General features: G+C 61.6%; 10 protein-coding genes. 3 read left to right on the forward strand and 7 right to left on the reverse strand.

Features of this window, described 5'->3' with window-relative positions:
- The first annotated feature begins 157 nt into the window (after positions 1 to 157).
- Positions 158 to 856 (forward strand): aquaporin Z, encoded by a 699-nt coding sequence (gene aqpZ, locus CGA21_RS10945; RefSeq protein ID WP_110752599.1) that lies wholly within the window; start codon positions 158 to 160, stop codon positions 854 to 856.
- Between the two features lie 18 nt (positions 857 to 874).
- On the opposite strand, the gene CGA21_RS10950 is transcribed toward aqpZ, so the two are convergent.
- Positions 875 to 1999 (reverse strand): GNAT family N-acetyltransferase, encoded by a 1125-nt coding sequence (locus CGA21_RS10950; RefSeq protein WP_188264198.1) that lies wholly within the window; start codon positions 1997 to 1999, stop codon positions 875 to 877.
- A 282-nt stretch (positions 2000 to 2281) separates the two neighbouring features.
- Here CGA21_RS10950 and CGA21_RS10955 point away from each other — a divergent pair, with 282 nt between their 5' ends.
- Positions 2282 to 3601, forward strand: a complete 1320-nt coding sequence (locus CGA21_RS10955) for a putative porin (protein ID WP_110752595.1) — start codon at positions 2282 to 2284, stop codon at positions 3599 to 3601.
- Between the two features lie 234 nt (positions 3602 to 3835).
- On the opposite strand, the gene CGA21_RS10960 is transcribed toward CGA21_RS10955, so the two are convergent.
- The 3 genes from CGA21_RS10960 to aceK form a co-directional block, all read right to left on the reverse strand.
- Positions 3836 to 4957 carry a beta-ketoacyl-ACP synthase III gene (locus CGA21_RS10960; protein ID WP_110752593.1) on the reverse strand — a complete coding sequence of 374 codons (1122 nt, stop codon included), beginning with the start codon at positions 4955 to 4957 and terminating at the stop codon, positions 3836 to 3838.
- A gap of 359 nt (positions 4958 to 5316) precedes the next feature.
- The gene (gene hrpA, locus CGA21_RS10965; protein ID WP_110752591.1) at positions 5317 to 9228 is read right to left on the reverse strand and encodes an ATP-dependent RNA helicase HrpA; all 3912 of its coding nucleotides are present in this window, start codon (positions 9226 to 9228) and stop codon (positions 5317 to 5319) included.
- A gap of 124 nt (positions 9229 to 9352) precedes the next feature.
- On the reverse strand, positions 9353 to 11071 hold the full coding sequence (gene aceK, locus CGA21_RS10970) for a bifunctional isocitrate dehydrogenase kinase/phosphatase (RefSeq protein ID WP_110752589.1): 1719 nt from the start codon (positions 11069 to 11071) through the stop codon (positions 9353 to 9355).
- A gap of 157 nt (positions 11072 to 11228) precedes the next feature.
- Here aceK and CGA21_RS10975 point away from each other — a divergent pair, with 157 nt between their 5' ends.
- Positions 11229 to 12128, forward strand: coding sequence for a DMT family transporter (locus CGA21_RS10975; protein WP_110752587.1), 900 nt, complete (start codon positions 11229 to 11231; stop codon positions 12126 to 12128).
- A gap of 116 nt (positions 12129 to 12244) precedes the next feature.
- On the opposite strand, the gene CGA21_RS10980 is transcribed toward CGA21_RS10975, so the two are convergent.
- Genes CGA21_RS10980 through CGA21_RS10990 form a run of 3 tightly spaced genes read right to left on the reverse strand, consistent with a single transcriptional unit; the run spans position 12245 to position 16093 of the window.
- Positions 12245 to 13825, reverse strand: a complete 1581-nt coding sequence (locus tag CGA21_RS10980) for an aldehyde dehydrogenase (NADP(+)) (RefSeq protein WP_110752586.1) — start codon at positions 13823 to 13825, stop codon at positions 12245 to 12247.
- Between the two features lie 59 nt (positions 13826 to 13884).
- Complete coding sequence (araD1, locus tag CGA21_RS10985) at positions 13885 to 14880, reverse strand: AraD1 family protein (RefSeq protein WP_110752584.1); 996 nt, start codon at positions 14878 to 14880, stop codon at positions 13885 to 13887.
- A 37-nt stretch (positions 14881 to 14917) separates the two neighbouring features.
- Positions 14918 to 16093: an L-rhamnonate dehydratase gene (locus tag CGA21_RS10990; RefSeq protein WP_188264199.1), complete on the reverse strand. Its 1176-nt coding sequence runs from the start codon at positions 16091 to 16093 to the stop codon at positions 14918 to 14920.
- Positions 16094 to 16218 lie beyond the last annotated feature (125 nt).

The raw sequence follows: 16218 nt of genomic DNA on the forward strand, positions 1-16218 counted from the left end.
AAAACAACCGCCACGCCCGCACCAAGGGTGTTGGCGGTTTTTTTATGCCCATTGGAACTTTATGAAAACGGTGCTGTACTGACACAGGGTTCTGGAGGTGGTTCTGCAGTCCATCAACTGGATGAAAGGCAGTAAAATCTCGAAAGGACATTCCCTCATGTCTCTGTTCAAACGTTCCGCTACGGAGTTGGTAGGTACCTTCTGGCTGGTGTTGGGTGGTTGCGGCAGCGCTGTACTGGCCGCTGCGTTCCCGGATGTCGGCATCGGTTTGCTGGGGGTATCCCTGGCGTTTGGCCTGACGGTGCTGACCATGGCATTCGCCATTGGCCATATTTCCGGTTGTCATCTCAATCCGGCGGTATCGCTGGGACTGGTGGTCGGCGGGCGTTTCCCGGCCAAGGAACTGCCGGCCTATGTCATTGCCCAGGTGATTGGCGCGGTGATTGCGGCCGCCCTGTTGTACTTCATTGCCAGTGGCAAGCCCGGTTTCGAACTGGCGGGAGGCCTGGCGTCCAACGGCTTCGGCGAACATTCCCCTGGCGGCTACTCGATGGCGGCGGGGTTTGTCTGTGAGTTGGTGATGACGGCCATGTTCATCCTGATCATCCTCGGCGCCACCGACAACCGCGCGCCGGCGGGGCTTGCGCCGATTGCCATTGGCCTGGCCTTGACCCTCATCCACCTGATCTCGATCCCGGTCACCAACACCTCGGTCAATCCGGCACGCAGTACCGGCCCGGCACTGATCGTTGGTGGCTGGGCGATCCAGCAATTGTGGATGTTCTGGGTCGCGCCGCTGCTCGGCGCGGTGGTCGGCGGCGTACTGTATCGCTGGCTGGGCAAGGAAAAGCTCTGAGCGCCAGCACGGCGAAGATCAGCCTTGCCGGTAAGGCAAGGCGGTCTTTGCCTCATCCGCGTACGCCAACACACCGATCCGCTCCTGCTGCAAAAAGTCCTTCACGGCCGCTTTCAGGCCGGGATGACGCAAGTAATGCCAGGAGTGCGTAATGACCGGTTCAAAACCGCGAATCAGCTTGTGCTCACCCTGGGCACCGGCATCGAAACGCGCCAATCCATTGGCAATCGCGTAGTCCATGCCCTGGTAGAAACAGGTCTCGAAATGCAGGCGGTCGAACTCCGCCAGGCAGCCCCAGTAACGACCGTAGAAACTGTCGCCACCGACCAGGCTGAAGGCCATCGCCACCGGGCGTGAGCCCTGTTTGGCCAACACCACTCGTATCGCCTGCGGCATGCGCTCGGCCAACTGGCTGAAAAATTCCCGCGTCAGGTAAGGTCGTTGCCGGCGAACCGCGTAGGTGTTGGCGTAGCAGGCATAGACAAAATCCCATTGTGCCTCGGTCAGTTGCCGACCCTCGAGCCATTCGAATTCGATCCCCTGCCCGGCCACTTGCTCGCGTTCCTTGCGCATCTGCTTGCGTTTGCGCGAACTCAGGGCGTCGAGAAAATCCTGGAAATCCCGATAGCCACGGTTCTGCCAGTGGTACTGGCAACCGATGCGTTGCAGCCAGCCAGGTTGTTCGGCCAGTGCGGCGTCGGTGAACGGGTCGGTGAAGTTGATATGGGCACTGGAGAGCTGTTCGATCTCCAGGTAGCCCGGCAGGCTCTTGAGCAATTCGAAACCATCTTCGACCCTGGTCGCCAGCAAGCGTGGCCCGCTGACCGGGCTGAACGGTACGGCAGTCAAAAGCTTGGGGTAGTAATCGATGCCGGCGCGTTCGCAGGCATCGGCCCAGGCGTGATCGAACACGTACTCGCCGTAGGAATGCCATTTGCGGTAACTGGGCAACGCGGCGATCAGTCGATCGCCTTCGACGTGCAGCAAATGCTCGGGTTGCCAGCCGGAATGGGGTCCCACACTACCACTGTCTTCCAACGCGCCGAGAAACCCGTGGCGCAGAAATGGCTGGTTCTCGGGTACCAGTGCATCCCACGTTTGCGGGTCGATTTCCGACAGACTTTGCAGACGTTGCAACGGCATCACCGTCCTCACTCTTCATGGCGTGAAAGCTTGGCGAGTATCGCTTATCGCAGTGCATTGCACACGGGCAATTCGACGACAGCGCTCTGGATCAGTCGTTTGCAACGCTTGGGCACCGTCACAGACATGCCATCACTCTGCCACTGCACTGTCATAAAGCATCGCGATACTGGCGCCTGTTTTTAGAGCGCCGGGTTATATCCGGCCACTGTTTTCCGTCCACCCCATGGTCGGTTGTGCCCAGGATGGTCCAGCCATCCACTCTCATCTTCGGAGATTGATATGCGTCTTGCTTCCACGAAAACTGCGGCGGCCTTGTGTGGCGGCCTGCTGCTGGCCATGAGTGTGCCTGCCAGCGCCGCAGTCGACGCCAAACTGCTCGACATGCTCAAGGCTAACGGCTCGATTACCAACGCCCAGTACAGCGAACTGCAAGCCGAGCTGGCAAGGGATCAGAAAGACCAGCAAATCGCTCGCCAGGCCCAGCAAGAGACCAACGAGCAGATCGCGGCCACCGCGAAGAAAACCAATGAGCTGAGTACCTTCGACCAGAAGCTGGCGTGGGCTGCCAAGACCCAATTCAAGGGCGACGTGCGTTTCCGTCAGGAAAACGTGCACAACGATGGCGTTCCCAACAACAAAGACCAGGATCGCCAGCGCATTCGTGCCCGCCTGGGTGCGTTCAGCGAAATCAACCCGCAAGTGGACACCGGCATTCGTATTGCCACCGGCAGCAGCGACGACGCTCGCTCCACCAACCAGGACCTCAACAACTACTTCGACAAGAAGCAGATCTGGCTGGACCTGGGTTATGTCGACTACCACCCCGACGCCATCAAGAACCTGCACGTGATCGGCGGCAAGATGCTGCAGCCGTGGGTGAGCATGGGCGACATCATCTGGGACAGCGACATCAACCCCGAAGGCCTGGCCCTGACCTACAAATACCCGCTGGGCAACACCGAACTGTTCGGCAGCGCCGGTCACTACACTCTCAAGGACAACGTCGACGGCGAAGGGGTGCAGTTCAAGCACGACCTGCGCCTGTACGCTGGTCAATTGGGTGCGCGTTTCGCCATCACCGACAACCTGAAAATGACCGTGGGCGGCAGCCTCTACAACTACGACAACGACGAAGACAGCGCCTGCACCGCCAGCACCTCGCCATGCGCACTGGCCGTCAACGGTAACACCCCGGGCGAGCAGTTCCGTCTGTGGGAAGGGTTCAGCCAGATCGACATCGGCGGCCTGCCAATGCCGCTGTCGCTGTACGGCCAGTACGTGCACAACGCCGAAGCCAGCAACGACAAGGACACCGGCTGGCTGGCCGGCGTCAAGACCAAGATCTACGGCTTTGGCCTGGACTACAACTATCGCGACGTGCAACAGAACGCGGTGGTGGGTGCCTTCACCGATTCCGACTTCGCCAACGGCTTCACCGGTTCGCGTGGCAGCAAGCTGAAAGTCAGCTACGAGCTCGACAAGAACTTCACCCTGGGTGCGACGTATTTCATGGCGAACTCCGACTACACCAACGCCAGCGTCAACCTGAAAGACTCCGACATCAACACCCTGCAACTGGATGCCGAAGCGAAGTTCTGATTTCCCGCTACACGACTCCGGCACGGATGCCTGAGCCACTCTTGCAGCCTGGCGTTGATCTATCGGTCCCCATCATCCTCCGATAGGTCGACGCCGGGCTGTTTCTATGGCGTAAAAAAAGATCGCAGCCTGCGGCAGCTCCTACACGATCGGGTTCAACGCGATATCGCGATTGAACAGCGATCCATGTAGGAGCTGCCGCAGGCTGCGATCTTTTCAGCTACGGCGAAAAACTCAGCGTTTGCGCAGCAACACGCTACCGATCGAGTAACCGGCGCCGAACGAGCTGAGCACCGCCAGCGAGCCCGCGGCCAGATCGTCCTGGTGCTTGTGGAACGCAATCACCGAACCTGCCGAACTGGTGTTGGCATAGGTATCGAGAATCACCGGCGCTTCCTGCTCGGTAGCTTCACGGCCCAGCAGCTTCCTGACGATCAGGTGATTCATGCTGAGGTTGGCCTGGTGCAGCCAGAAGCGCTTCACGTCATTGACGTTGAGCTGATTCTCTTCCAGGTGCGCAGCGATCAGCTCGGCGACCATCGGGCAGACTTCCTTGAACACCTTGCGCCCTTCCTGCACGAACAGTTTGTCCTTGGCGCCGATGCCCTCTTCCGCGGCGCGGTTGAGGAAGCCGAAGTTGTTGCGGATGTTGTTGGAAAACTTGGTCAGCAGCTTGGTGCTGACAATGTCGAACTGGTGACCAGAGGTGGCCAGGTCCGCACGCTCGATGATCACCGCGGTAGCGGCATCGCCGAAAATGAAGTGGCTGTCGCGGTCCCGGAAGTTCAGGTGGCCGGTGCAGACTTCCGGGTTGACCATCAGGATCGCCCGGGCCTGGCCCAGCTGGACGCTGTTGGCCGCGGCCTGGATGCCGAAAGTAGCCGAGGAGCACGCCACGTTCATGTCGAAACCGAAACCCTCGATACCCAGCGCTTCCTGGACTTCGATGGCGATGGCCGGGTAAGCGCGTTGCAGGTTGGAGCAGGCGACGATCACGCCGTCGATGTCCGCGGCGGTCTTGCCGGCACGTTGCAGGGCTTGTTCAGCTGCGCCGATGGCCATCTGGCAAAGCACCGACCATTCGTCGTTGGAGCGCTCCGGCAAGCGTGGCGCCATGCGCTGCGGGTCGAGAATGCCTTCCTTGTCCATGACAAAACGGCTTTTGATGCCGGAGGCTTTCTCGATGAACGCTGCGCTGGATTCGGTCAACGCCTCGACTTCGCCGCGGGCGATGGCTTCGGCGTTGTCGGTGTTGAATTGAGCGACATAAGCATTGAAAGACTGCACCAGCTCTTCGTTGGAGATGCTGTTGGCCGGGGTGTACAGGCCGGTGCCGCTGATGACGACGTTATGCATGGTCGTGTCTCTAATCTGTTCAGGCAGAAAGTATTGGTACAGGCGTACCAATACGCAAAGGGTCTATTCCCATCCCGGGGACGCAAACCTGGCATCGCTTGATCCGTCGCGCGAGCTGGCCGAAGGCTCTAGCCCGTGAAACTGGCGCTTATGGTCGCGAAGTTTGCCATAAACCTTGGATTTTCGCCCCTTTTGCAAGTAAGGCGGTACAACTCGATATCTGTAGGAGCGAGCAGGCTCCGGGCGGCGTTCCGACGATGGGCTTGAGGACGCCGCGGGGTATCAGGCACCCAGCGTCATCGTTGAAGTCCATCGTCGGAACGCCGCCCGGAGCCTGCTCGCTCCTACAGGGGGCCATGTCAGGGCTCGACCTGGCTCCATTGCTTGTTCAGGCGCTTGTCCGAGATCGGCACCTTGGTCCCCAGCTGTTGGGCGAACAGCGAAACCCGGTACTCCTCCAGCCACCAGCGATACAGCTCCAGCTGTGGATCGCGCTTGCCTTCCTGGGCGTGTTTGTTGGCGCGGGTCTGATATTGCGTCCAGAGGCCGGACAACTCGCCGCTCCAGACCCGATCCCGTTGCACCTGGGCGCCGATTTTTTCGAAACGCTGTTCGATGGCCTTGAGGTAGCGCGGCAATTCCTTGAGCCACTGCATCGGCGTTTCCCGGACAAACCCCGGATACACCAGATGGCTGAGCTGCTGCTTGATATCGTTCAGGGCCACGGCTTGCGCCAGGTCGATCTTGCCCTTGAAGCGCTTTTGCAGGCCGTGCCAGAGCTTGAGGATTTCCAGGGTCAGTTTCGCCACGCGTTCGGCATGTTCGGTCCAGGCACCGCGCTTGCGCTCAGCCAACGATGCCAACCCGGCGCCATCACGGGGCAAGGGGTCTTCACCGTCGAGGATGCAGCTGTCGAGGCTGGCCAACAGTATGTCTTCGACCAGTGCATCGACACGGCCCATGTCGCGATACAGCAGGCCCAGTTCGGTCAGGCCCGGCAACTTGCCGCGCAGGAACTTCGCCGGCTCGGCCAGCTGTTGCAGGAGCAAGCGCTGCAGGGCACGGCGATGCTGGAACTCGGCTTCGGCCGGGGTCGAGAATCGTCCTTCCTTGACCGTCCCCGCCTCTTCCACCAGCGCCGGATAGACCGTCATCGACAGGCCGGCGATCTTCTGCTGGGTTTTTTCGGCGACGGCGGCGAACACTTTCGGTTCGACCGGCTGCTGGCTTTTCGCGGTTTGCGGTACCGCCAGGGCAGCCTGGCTGGCTTCGGCGAAACGCGCCGTCAGTTCGGCCAGGTCGCGTCCTTCGCCGAGGAACTTGCCCTGGGCGTCGACGATTTCCAGGTTCATCCGCAGATGGCTTTCGACCTGCTGCGCCGCCTCGCTCCAGGCCTCATCGCTGACCCGGGCACCGGTCATGCGCAACAACTCGCGACCCAGGGCCTGGGGCAACGAGCCTTCAGCGAAGGTCATGCGCTGCAATGCGGCTTTGACGAAATCCGGCACCGGCACGAAATTCTTGCGCAAGGCCTTGGGCAAGTTACGCACCAGCGCAATGCACTTGGCTTCGATCACGCCCGGCACCAGCCACTCCAGGCGCTCCGGCGGCAGCATCGGCAACAGCGGTGCCGGTACCCGCAGGGTCACGCCGTCGCGCGGGTGGTTCGGTTCGAAGTGGTAGCTCAGGGCCAGTTCCAGGTCGCCGATGTGCAGCGTGTCCGGATAGTGCTGGGCGGTGACTTCACTGGCTTCGCGGGCCAGCACGTCTTCCTCGCGCATGATCAGCAGTTGCGGGTCTTTCTGGCTGTTGATCCGATACCAGCTGTCGAAGGTCGCGGTCTGGTGGATCTCGGCCGGCAGGCGCGCATCGTAGAAGGCGTAGAGGGTTTCTTCGTCAGCCAGGATATCGCGGCGACGGGCCTTGGCTTCCAGTTCGTCGAGTTGTTCGAGCAATTGCTTGTTGGCGGTCAGGCATTTGGCTTTCGACTGAATCTCGCCGCGCACCAACGCTTCACGGATGAACAGTTCACGGGACACCACGGGATCAACCGGACCGTAATGCACCGGCCGGCGGCCGACCACGATCAGCCCGAACAGGGTGATCTGCTCGAAGGCCACGACCTGGCCACGCTTCTTCTCCCAATGGGGTTCGAAGTGGTTTTTCTTGATCAGGTGCCCGGCCAGCGGCTCGATCCAGTCAGCATCGATCTTGGCCACCATGCGTGCATACAGCTTGGTGGTTTCCACCAGTTCGGCGGTCATCAACCATTGCGGGCGCTTCTTGCCGATACCCGACGAGGGGTGAATCCAGAATCGTCGCTGACGCGCGCCGAGGTAATCGCCGTCTTCGGTTTTCTGGCCGATCTGGCTGAGCAACCCCACCAGTACCGCCTTGTGCAGTTTCGGGTAGTCCGCCGGCTCTTTATTGAGGCTCAACTGCATGTCGCGGCAGATCAGGCTCAATTGGCGATGGGAGTCGCGCCATTCACGCAGACGCAGGTAGTTCAGGAAATTCTTGCGACACCAGTTACGCAGCGGGCTCGCCGTCAGCGCCTGGCGCTGCTCTTCGAAACCGCGCCACAGGTTGACCAGCCCGGCGAAGTCCGAGTCGGTATCTTTCCATTGCGCATGGGCCTGATCCGCCGCTTGCTGGCGTTCCGGCGGACGTTCGCGCGGGTCCTGGATCGACATGGCGCTGGCGACGATCAGCACTTCCTGCAGGCTGCCGAGCTTCGCCGCTTCCAGCAGCATGCGGCCCATGCGCGGGTCCACCGGCAGCCGCGCCAACTGGCGCCCGAGGGGGGTCAACTGGCTGTTGCGGTCTACTGCCGAGAGTTCTTGCAGCAGGTTGAAACCGTCGCTGATCGCCTTGCCATCTGGCGGTTCGATGAACGGGAACGCGGTGATCTCGCCGAGGCGCAGGTGCAGCATCTGCAAAATAACCGCGGCCAGGTTGGTGCGCAGAATCTCCGGATCGGTGAATTCCGGACGCCCGAGGAAATCCTCTTCGCTATACAGGCGCACACAGATGCCCGGCTCGACCCGTCCGCATCGGCCCTTACGCTGGTTGGCGCTGGCCTGGGAAATGGCTTCGATCGGCAGGCGCTGGACCTTGGCGCGGTAGCTGTAGCGACTGATGCGCGCGGTGCCGCTGTCGATCACGTATCGGATGCCCGGCACGGTCAGCGAGGTTTCCGCAACGTTGGTCGCCAGCACCACGCGCCGGCCCGGGTGCGACTGGAAAATCCGCTGCTGCTCGGCCGGCGACAGGCGCGCGTACAACGGCAGGATCTCGGTGTGTTTAAGCTGGGCCTTGCGTAGCATGTCGGCAGCGTCGCGAATCTCGCGCTCGCCGGGCAGGAACACCAGCACGTCACCGGGGCTGCGGCGTTCGCTGCGCTCATAGGCGGCAATTTCATCGAGGGTGGCGAGGATCGCCTGATCCACTGTCAGGTCGTCTTCGACGCGGTTGCCCTCCTCGTCCTGTTCCAGGGTGAGCGGGCGATACCAGGTGTCCACCGGGAAGGTGCGACCGGAGACTTCGACAATCGGCGCATCGTCGAAATGCTTGGAGAAGCGCTCCAGGTCGATGGTCGCCGAAGTGATGATGACTTTCAGGTCCGGACGACGCGGCAGCAGGGTTTTCAGGTAACCGAGCAGGAAGTCGATGTTGAGGCTGCGTTCGTGGGCTTCGTCGACGATGATCGTGTCGTAGCGTTCCAGATAACGGTCGTTCTGGGTTTCCGCCAGCAGGATGCCGTCGGTCATCAGCTTGATCAACGTATTGGAATCGCTCTGGTCCTCGAACCGCACCTGATAGCCGACCAGGGCGCCCAACGGCGTGCCGAGTTCTTCGGCCACCCGGGCGGCCACGCTGCGCGCGGCGATCCGACGCGGTTGGGTGTGGCCGATCAGGCCATGTTGGCCGCGCCCTATTTCCAGGCAGATCTTCGGCAACTGGGTGGTTTTACCCGACCCGGTTTCGCCGGCAATGATCAGCACCTGATGCTGTTGCAGGGCTTTCTTGATTTCGTCGCGCTTGGCGGCGATCGGCAGGCTGTCGTCGTAACGAATCACCGGCAGGCTGGCACGGCGGGCCAGCACCTGGTCACAGGACGCCTGCATCCGCGCTACCCACTGGGCCAGTTTGGCCTCGTCGGGTTTCTTGCGCAGCTCAAGCAACTGCCGCCGCAGCCGGTGGCGGTCGGCGAGCATGGCGTGATCGAGGTTTTTCAGCAGTTTGTCGATGGAGGGCGATTCGTCGGTCATCAGGTACGCAATTCAGTCGTCTAGTGGCGCAGGGGGGCGATTGTCGCAGATTTGCGCTGCCATGTGATCGCTGGTTCCCTGATCGCTCCCACGCAGAGCGTGGGAACGATCTGTGTGGGGGGGGTTACTCGTTATCGAGGCCCTTGCGGCGATACGGGAACACGTCGATTACCTTGCCGGCGCGGATGGCCTCTTGCAGGCTCTTCCAGTAATCGGCGTTGTACAACTCGCCGTGCAGTTGATCGAACAACTTGCGCTGGCCCGAATCGGCAAACAGGAACGGCGGGAATTCCTCTGGAAACACGTCCAGCGGCCCGATCGAATACCAAGGCTCGGACGCCATCTCATCTTCCGGCGTACGCGGTTGCGGAATGTGGCGGAAGTTGGCTTCGGTCAGGAAGCAAATCTCGTCATAGTCATAAAACACCACGCGCCCATGCCGCGTGACGCCGAAGTTCTTGAGCAACATGTCCCCGGGAAAGATGTTCGCCGCCGCCAGTTGCTTGATCGCCAGGCCGTAATCCTCCAGGGCCTCGCGAACCTGCGCCGGGTTGGCGTTTTCCAGGTACAGGTTCAGCGGCGTCATGCGTCGCTCGGTCCAGCAGTGGCGGATCAACACCGTGTCGCCTTCCACCGACACCGTGGACGGCGCGACTTCCAGCAGTTCTTCGAGGCACGCAGGGTCGAACTTGCTCAGCGGGAAGCGGAAGTCGGCGAACTCCTGGGTGTCGGCCATTCGCCCGACACGGTCGACACTTTTCACCAGCCGGTACTTCTCGATCACCGTGGCGCGGTCGACGTTTTTCGACGGCGAGAAACGGTCCTTGATGATTTTGAACACCGTGTTGAAACCCGGCAGGGTGAACACGCTCATGACCATGCCGCGCACGCCCGGCGCCATGATGAACTGGTCGTCGGTGTTGGCCAGGTGGTTGATCAGCGCGCGGTAGAACTCGGACTTGCCATGCTTGTAGAAGCCGATCGAGGTGTACAACTCGGCGACGTGCTTGCCCGGCAGGATGCGCTTGAGGAAGCCGATGAACTCCGCCGGCACCGGCACGTCCACCATGAAATACGAACGGGTGAAGGAAAAGATGATCGACACGTCCGCCTCGTCGGTGATCAGTGCATCGATCTGGATGCCCCGCCCCTCGAGGTGCAGCAGCGGGATCGCCAATGGCCATTGCTCATCGGCGGTGTAGATGCGTCCCACCAGGTAGGCACCCTTGTTGCGGTAGAGCACCGAGGAAAACAGCTCGACGCTAAGCTCAGGGTCCTTGCACACCCAATCGGGCAGGTTCTCGCGCAGTTGCGCTTCAAGGCGGCGCAGGTCGCCGGGCAGGTCGGCGTAGTCCTCGCTGAAGCGATAATCGGCGAAGATGCTCGCCAGCATGCCCGCCAGCTGGCCCTGGGGCTTGTAGGTGCGGGTTTGCGCGGCGCGGGCCCGGCGCAGGCTCGGGCGTGTGGTGTGGATGAACATGCAGCCGTCGCTGATCAGGTCATGGCTGAACAGGCCGCAGAAAATCGAGTTGTACCAGGTCTCGGACAATTCATCGTCGAAGCGCAGGTCGATCAAGGTGATGTACGCGCTCTTGACCAGCGGCCAGCAACTGACGTCCAGCGTGTCGGTGTCGAAGGCGGTGTGCAGTCGGGCCACCGTTTCACTGACTTTTTCTTCGTAGAGATTGATCCGCGCCGCCGACGCCGACTGCGTCTCCTGCCACCTGGCTTGCTCGAAGCGGGCCCGGGCGCCGTCGGTGATCTGGCGAAAATGCTCGCGGTAATCGTCAAAGCCATCGAGGATCAGGCGGGCGATGTCGGCGGCTGGCCATTGCTGCGGCATGGTGAGACCTCTGCGGGAATTCGTGAGCCCTGAGCTTAGCCAGTGAAGCGGGTGCAGGAGAAGTGTAATTTTGCGCGCGGGTTATTTGCCCGTTTTCCGGTTGCCATGGATCAGCCGCTCGGCAACACTCTCGTCCCGATCAAGGAAGGAGAGCAGCGTGAACCCCGTCGATATAGTCCGTTTACTGTCACTGGCGGCCATCTGGGGTGCGAGCTTTCTATTCATGCGCATCATCGCCCCGGTGATTGGCACGATCCCTACGGCCTTTTTCCGCGTGTCGATTGCCGCTACCGGCTTGTTGCTGATCCTCGGGCTGATGCGCATCAGCTGGGATTTCAAAGGCAAGCTCAAGACTGTGATGCTGCTTGGGGTGATCAACTCCGGGATTCCGGCAACCCTGTATTCAGTGGCCGCCCAGGTGCTGCCGGCCGGGTACTCGGCGATTTTCAACGCCACCACACCACTGATGGGCGTGTTGATCGGTGGTCTGTTCTTTCATGAGAGACTCACCGCCGCCAAGCTCGGCGGGGTATTGCTCGGATTGCTTGGCGTTGGTGTGCTGACCCGCGCGGGCCCGGTCGCATTCGACCTGCAGTTGCTGATGGGCGCCCTCGCCTGCCTGCTCGCCACCACCTGTTATGGATTCGCCGGATTCCTCGCCCGCCGCTGGCTGGACCAGGCCGGCGGCCTCGACAGCCGTTTGTCTGCATTGGGCAGCATGCTCGGCGCCACGCTGTTCCTGTTGCCGTTGTTCGGCTACAGCGTGATCAGCCAACCGCCGGCAAGCTGGGGCGGCTGGAGTGTCTGGTTGTCGTTGCTGGGATTGGGGCTGGTGTGTACCGCGCTTGCGTACATCGTTTACTTCCGCTTGCTCAGTTCGGTCGGGCCGGTGAGGTCGATGACCACGACCTTCCTGATCCCGCCGTTCGGCGTGTTGTGGGGGGCGCTGTTACTGGATGAGCCATTGTCGATGGCGCATGTCTACGGCGGGGTGTTGATTGCGGCGGCATTGTGGCTGGTGTTGAAGCCTGCTGTGGTGAAGGTGGCAGGCCAGTAGGTTTGTGGTGCGGCTGATTAAGCCTTCGCGAGCAAGCCCGCTCCCACATTCGATCTGCGTCACGACGAGGATCAACTGTGGGAGCGAGCCTGCTCGCGAAGGCGATTGCCCAGACACTACAAGGCCGACTGACTCACCTCCCCATCCACCAACCGCCGAATCCCCAGCGGATTAGCGTTCTGCAACGCCTCGGGCAGCAACGCGTCCGGGTAATTCTGGAAGCACACCGGGCGCAGGAAGCGGTCGATGGCCAGGCTGCCGACCGAGGTCCCACGCGAATCGGACGTCGCCGGATACGGCCCGCCATGTACCATCGCTTCGCACACCTCGACGCCGGTCGGATAGCCATTGAGCAGAATCCGCCCGACCTTTTCCTGCAACATCTCCGCCAGCCAGCGATACGCCAGCAACTCGCCAGGCTCGCCGATCAAGGTCGCCGTCAACTGCCCGCGCAGGCCCTGTAGCGCCGCCGCCAACTGCGCGCGGTCTTCGACTTCGATGACGATGGTGGCCGGCCCGAACACTTCCTCCTGAAGCAACTCATCGCCCTTGAGCAACAGGCTGACATCGGCCTTGAACACTTGCGGCTGCGCCTGCTTGCCCTGTTGCGGCTTGCCCGCCAGATGAGTCAGCCCCGGATGTTCGTGCAGCTCACCCAAACCTCGGCTGTAGCTGTCCAGCCCTGCGGCATTGAGCATGGTTTGCGCAGGTTGCTGGTTCATGCTCGCGCAAAAGGTTTCGAGAAAGCTGGTGAACTGTGGCGAACGCAGGCCGATGACCAGGCCCGGATTGGTACAGAACTGACCACAGCCCAGGGTTACAGAGCCTGCAAGTTGCGCCGCGATCTGCTCGCCGCGCACTGCCAGCGCCTCGGGCAGCAGGAACACCGGGTTGATGCTCGACATCTCGGCGAACACCGGAATCGGCTGTGGTCGGGTCGCGGCCATGTGGCTCAAGGCATTGCCACCTTTGAGCGAACCGGTGAAACCGACGGCCTGGATCGCCGGATGCTTGACCAGCCACTCACCGACACCACCGCCATAAATCATGTTGAAAACCCCGGCCGGCATTTGCGTGCGCTCGGCGGCGCGGATGATCGCGTCCGCCACCCATTCGGCGGTTGCCATGTGCCCGCTGTGGGCCTTGAACACCACCGGGCAACCGGCGGCCAGGGCCGAGGCGGTATCGCCACCGGCCGTGGAGAATGCCAACGGAAAGTTACTCGCGCCGAACACGGCCACCGGCCCCAGGGCGATGCGGTACTGACGCAGATCCGGGCGCGGCAATGGCTGGCGCTCCGGCAGCGCCCGATCGATGCGTGCGCCGTAGAAATCACCGCGACGCAACACCTTGGCGAACAAGCGCAACTGGCCGCTGGTGCGACCGCGTTCGCCCTGGATACGCCCGGCCGGCAACGCGGTTTCGCGGCAAACGGTGGCAACGAAATCCTCGCCCAGCGCATCGATTTCATCGGCGATGGCGTCGAGGAAGGTCGCGCGTTTTTCCGCGCTCAGGTTTCGGTAGATCGGGTACGCCGCCGCGGCGGCTTTGGCGGCGGCATCCACTTCGGCTTCGGACGCCTGAAAGAAGGTGCCGGACAATGGCTCGCCGGTGCTCGCATCGAGACTTTGCAGTTGCAAGGTGCCGTTGGCGCTGCGGCGGCCGCCGATGTAGTTGTGGCCAAGAAATTGAGTCATGTGAGTTCCTTGATCAATGGCAGACCTGTAGGAGCCGGCTTGCTGGCTCCTACAGGGGGTCAGAGCGTGCGCACCTGACCGATAGGCAACGGCTGGGCACTTTCGCCGATGCCGTTCACCAGTGGCGCACCGAACTCATCGAGGCTGATCTGGAAGCGATCGCCCGGCTGGGTCTTGATGCCGTCGGCAAACGACAGTGTGGCGGTGCCAAAGTAGTGCACATGAACGTCACCGGGCCGCAAGAACTGTGCGTACTTGAAGTGGTGGAACTCGAGGTTGGCCAGGCTGTGGCACATGTTGTCTTCGCCGCTGAGAAACTCCTTTTCCCAAATCGTTTCGCCATTGCGCTTGATGCGGCTGGTGCCGACCAGGTGCCTGGGCAATTCACCGACGCGCAACTCGGGTCCGTAGGAGCAGCAGCGCAATTTCGAATGGGCGAGGTACAGGTAGTTACGCCGTTCCATGACATGGTCGGAGAACTCATTGCCCAAGGCATAACCGACGCGATATGGCTGGCCGTCGTCGCCAATCACATAGAGCCCGGTCAGTTCCGGTTCTTCACCGGCGTCTTCGGCGAAGGGCGGCACCGGGAAATCCGCGCCGGGACGCACGACGATGCTGCCGTCGCCCTTGTAGAACCATTCCGGCTGCGCACCGACCTGTCCGGCCGCTGGCTTACCGCCCTCCAGGCCCCATTTGAACATGCGCATCGTGTCGGTCATGCCGGCTTCGACGGCGCCCTCCTGCTGGTGCATCTTGTCCCGCGTCGAGGCGCTGCCCAGATGGGTCAGGCCGGTGCCGCTGATCAGGCAATGGGCCGGGTCTTCGTGGTCCAGCGGTGGCAGGACCTGGCCCTGGCGCAACAGCTGTGCGTAGTCCGGGCCCGGCTCGGTGCCGCGCAGGCTGACTTCTTCTTGCAGGCTGCGCTGGGCGCGGATCGCTGCCAGTGCCAGTTCGCGGGTGTTGCGTGTGCCTTTGAGCACCAGGACCTGGGCCCCGTCGACCAGCCCGACCTGGCGTTCACCGGCCGTGTTTTCGAATTGAATCAGGCGCATGTCGGCCCTCCGCAAAGTCTTGGATGTGTAGTGAGGATCACTCGATGATGTTGAAGTCGCTCAGGTACTCATCGGAGATTTCCAGGCCAAGACCCGGCTTGTTGTCGTCGAGCTGGATATAGCCGTTGACCGGTTGCGGCTCGCCCTTGAACACGTAGTAGAAGAGCTCGTTGCCGACCTCGACGTCGAACACCGGGAAGAACTCGGCCATCGGCGAGGCGGTGGTGGACATGGTCAGGTGGTAGTTGTGCATCTGCCCGGCGTGCGGGATGACCGGTACTGACCAGGCTTCGGCCATGGCGTTGATCTTGCGCGCTGCAGTGATGCCGCCGACGCGGTTGGTGTCGTACTGGATCACGTCGACGGCGCGACGTTCGAGCAGGTCCTTGAAGCCGTAGGACGTGAATTCGTGCTCACCGCCGGAGATCGGCATGATCCCCATTTTTTTCAGCTCGATGTAGCCTTCGATGTCATCGGCGATCACCGGTTCTTCCAGCCAGCGCGGCTCGAACTCGGCCAGTTTCGGCAACATGCGGCGGGCATATTCCAGCGTCCAGCCCATGTAGCATTCGAGCATGATGTCGACATCGGGACCGGCCAAATTACGCAGGGCGCGCACTTGTTCGATGTTCTTGCGCATGCCCGCCGGGCCATCTTTCGGGCCGTAGCCGAAGCGCATTTTCAGCGCGGTGAAGCCTTGGTTCAGATAGCCTTGGGCTTCTTCGAGGAACAGGTCGAGGTTGTCGTTGGCGTAGAGCTTGGAGGCGTAGGTCCAGATCTTTTCCTTGGTGCGGCCGCCGAGCAGCTTGAACACCGGCTTGTTGACCGCCTTGCCCATGATGTCCCAGATGGCGATGTCGATCGCCGAGATCGCCGCCATGCCGATGCCTTTGCGCCCCCAGGCGTGGCTCTGGCGGTACATTTTCTGCCAGATGTATTCGTTGTCGAACGGGTCTTCGCCCACCGCGATGGGTGCCAGGTAGGTGTCGATGATTTCCTTGGCCACCCGTGGCGCCAGGGCGCAGTTGCCGATGCCGACAAGACCGGTGTCGGTCTCGACTTCCACCACCAGCCAGCCGTGGAAACGGAACGAGCCCATGGCGTCGCCGCGTTCGAACAGGATGTCGCTGGCGTTGGTGCAGAAGTGCGCTTGAGGCGGGACGACTTTGCCTTTCCACTCGAAAACGCGGGTACGGATCGCTTTGATTTTCATGAATACAGATTCCTTGCGCTGCCGGCTTCTTGTCATTGTTGTGTCGCTGCCCGGGTGCCAGGCATTCGATGGAGCGACTGTAGCCAGCGCCCGGGGGCTGCGGATAATCACTTATGCGTATCCGG

The organism is Pseudomonas sp. PSB11, from assembly GCF_014596605.1.
GTDB classification, from domain to species: domain Bacteria; phylum Pseudomonadota; class Gammaproteobacteria; order Pseudomonadales; family Pseudomonadaceae; genus Aquipseudomonas; species Aquipseudomonas umsongensis.

Bases quoted from the DNA above. Each gene is read 5' to 3' on its own strand.
- aqpZ (WP_110752599.1), top strand. From the start codon at position 158: ATGTCTCTGTTCAAACGTTCCGCTACGGAGTTGGTAGGTACCTTCTGG.
- CGA21_RS10950 (WP_188264198.1), bottom strand. From the start codon at position 1,999: ATGCCGTTGCAACGTCTGCAAAGTCTGTCGGAAATCGACCCGCAAACG.
- CGA21_RS10955 (WP_110752595.1), top strand. From the start codon at position 2,282: ATGCGTCTTGCTTCCACGAAAACTGCGGCGGCCTTGTGTGGCGGCCTG.
- CGA21_RS10960 (WP_110752593.1), bottom strand. From the start codon at position 4,957: ATGCATAACGTCGTCATCAGCGGCACCGGCCTGTACACCCCGGCCAAC.
- hrpA (WP_110752591.1), bottom strand. From the start codon at position 9,228: ATGACCGACGAATCGCCCTCCATCGACAAACTGCTGAAAAACCTCGAT.
- aceK (WP_110752589.1), bottom strand. From the start codon at position 11,071: ATGCCGCAGCAATGGCCAGCCGCCGACATCGCCCGCCTGATCCTCGAT.
- CGA21_RS10980 (WP_110752586.1), bottom strand. From the start codon at position 13,825: ATGACTCAATTTCTTGGCCACAACTACATCGGCGGCCGCCGCAGCGCC.
- araD1 (WP_110752584.1), bottom strand. From the start codon at position 14,880: ATGCGCCTGATTCAATTCGAAAACACGGCCGGTGAACGCCAGGTCGGG.
- CGA21_RS10990 (WP_188264199.1), bottom strand. From the start codon at position 16,093: ATGAAAATCAAAGCGATCCGTACCCGCGTTTTCGAGTGGAAAGGCAAA.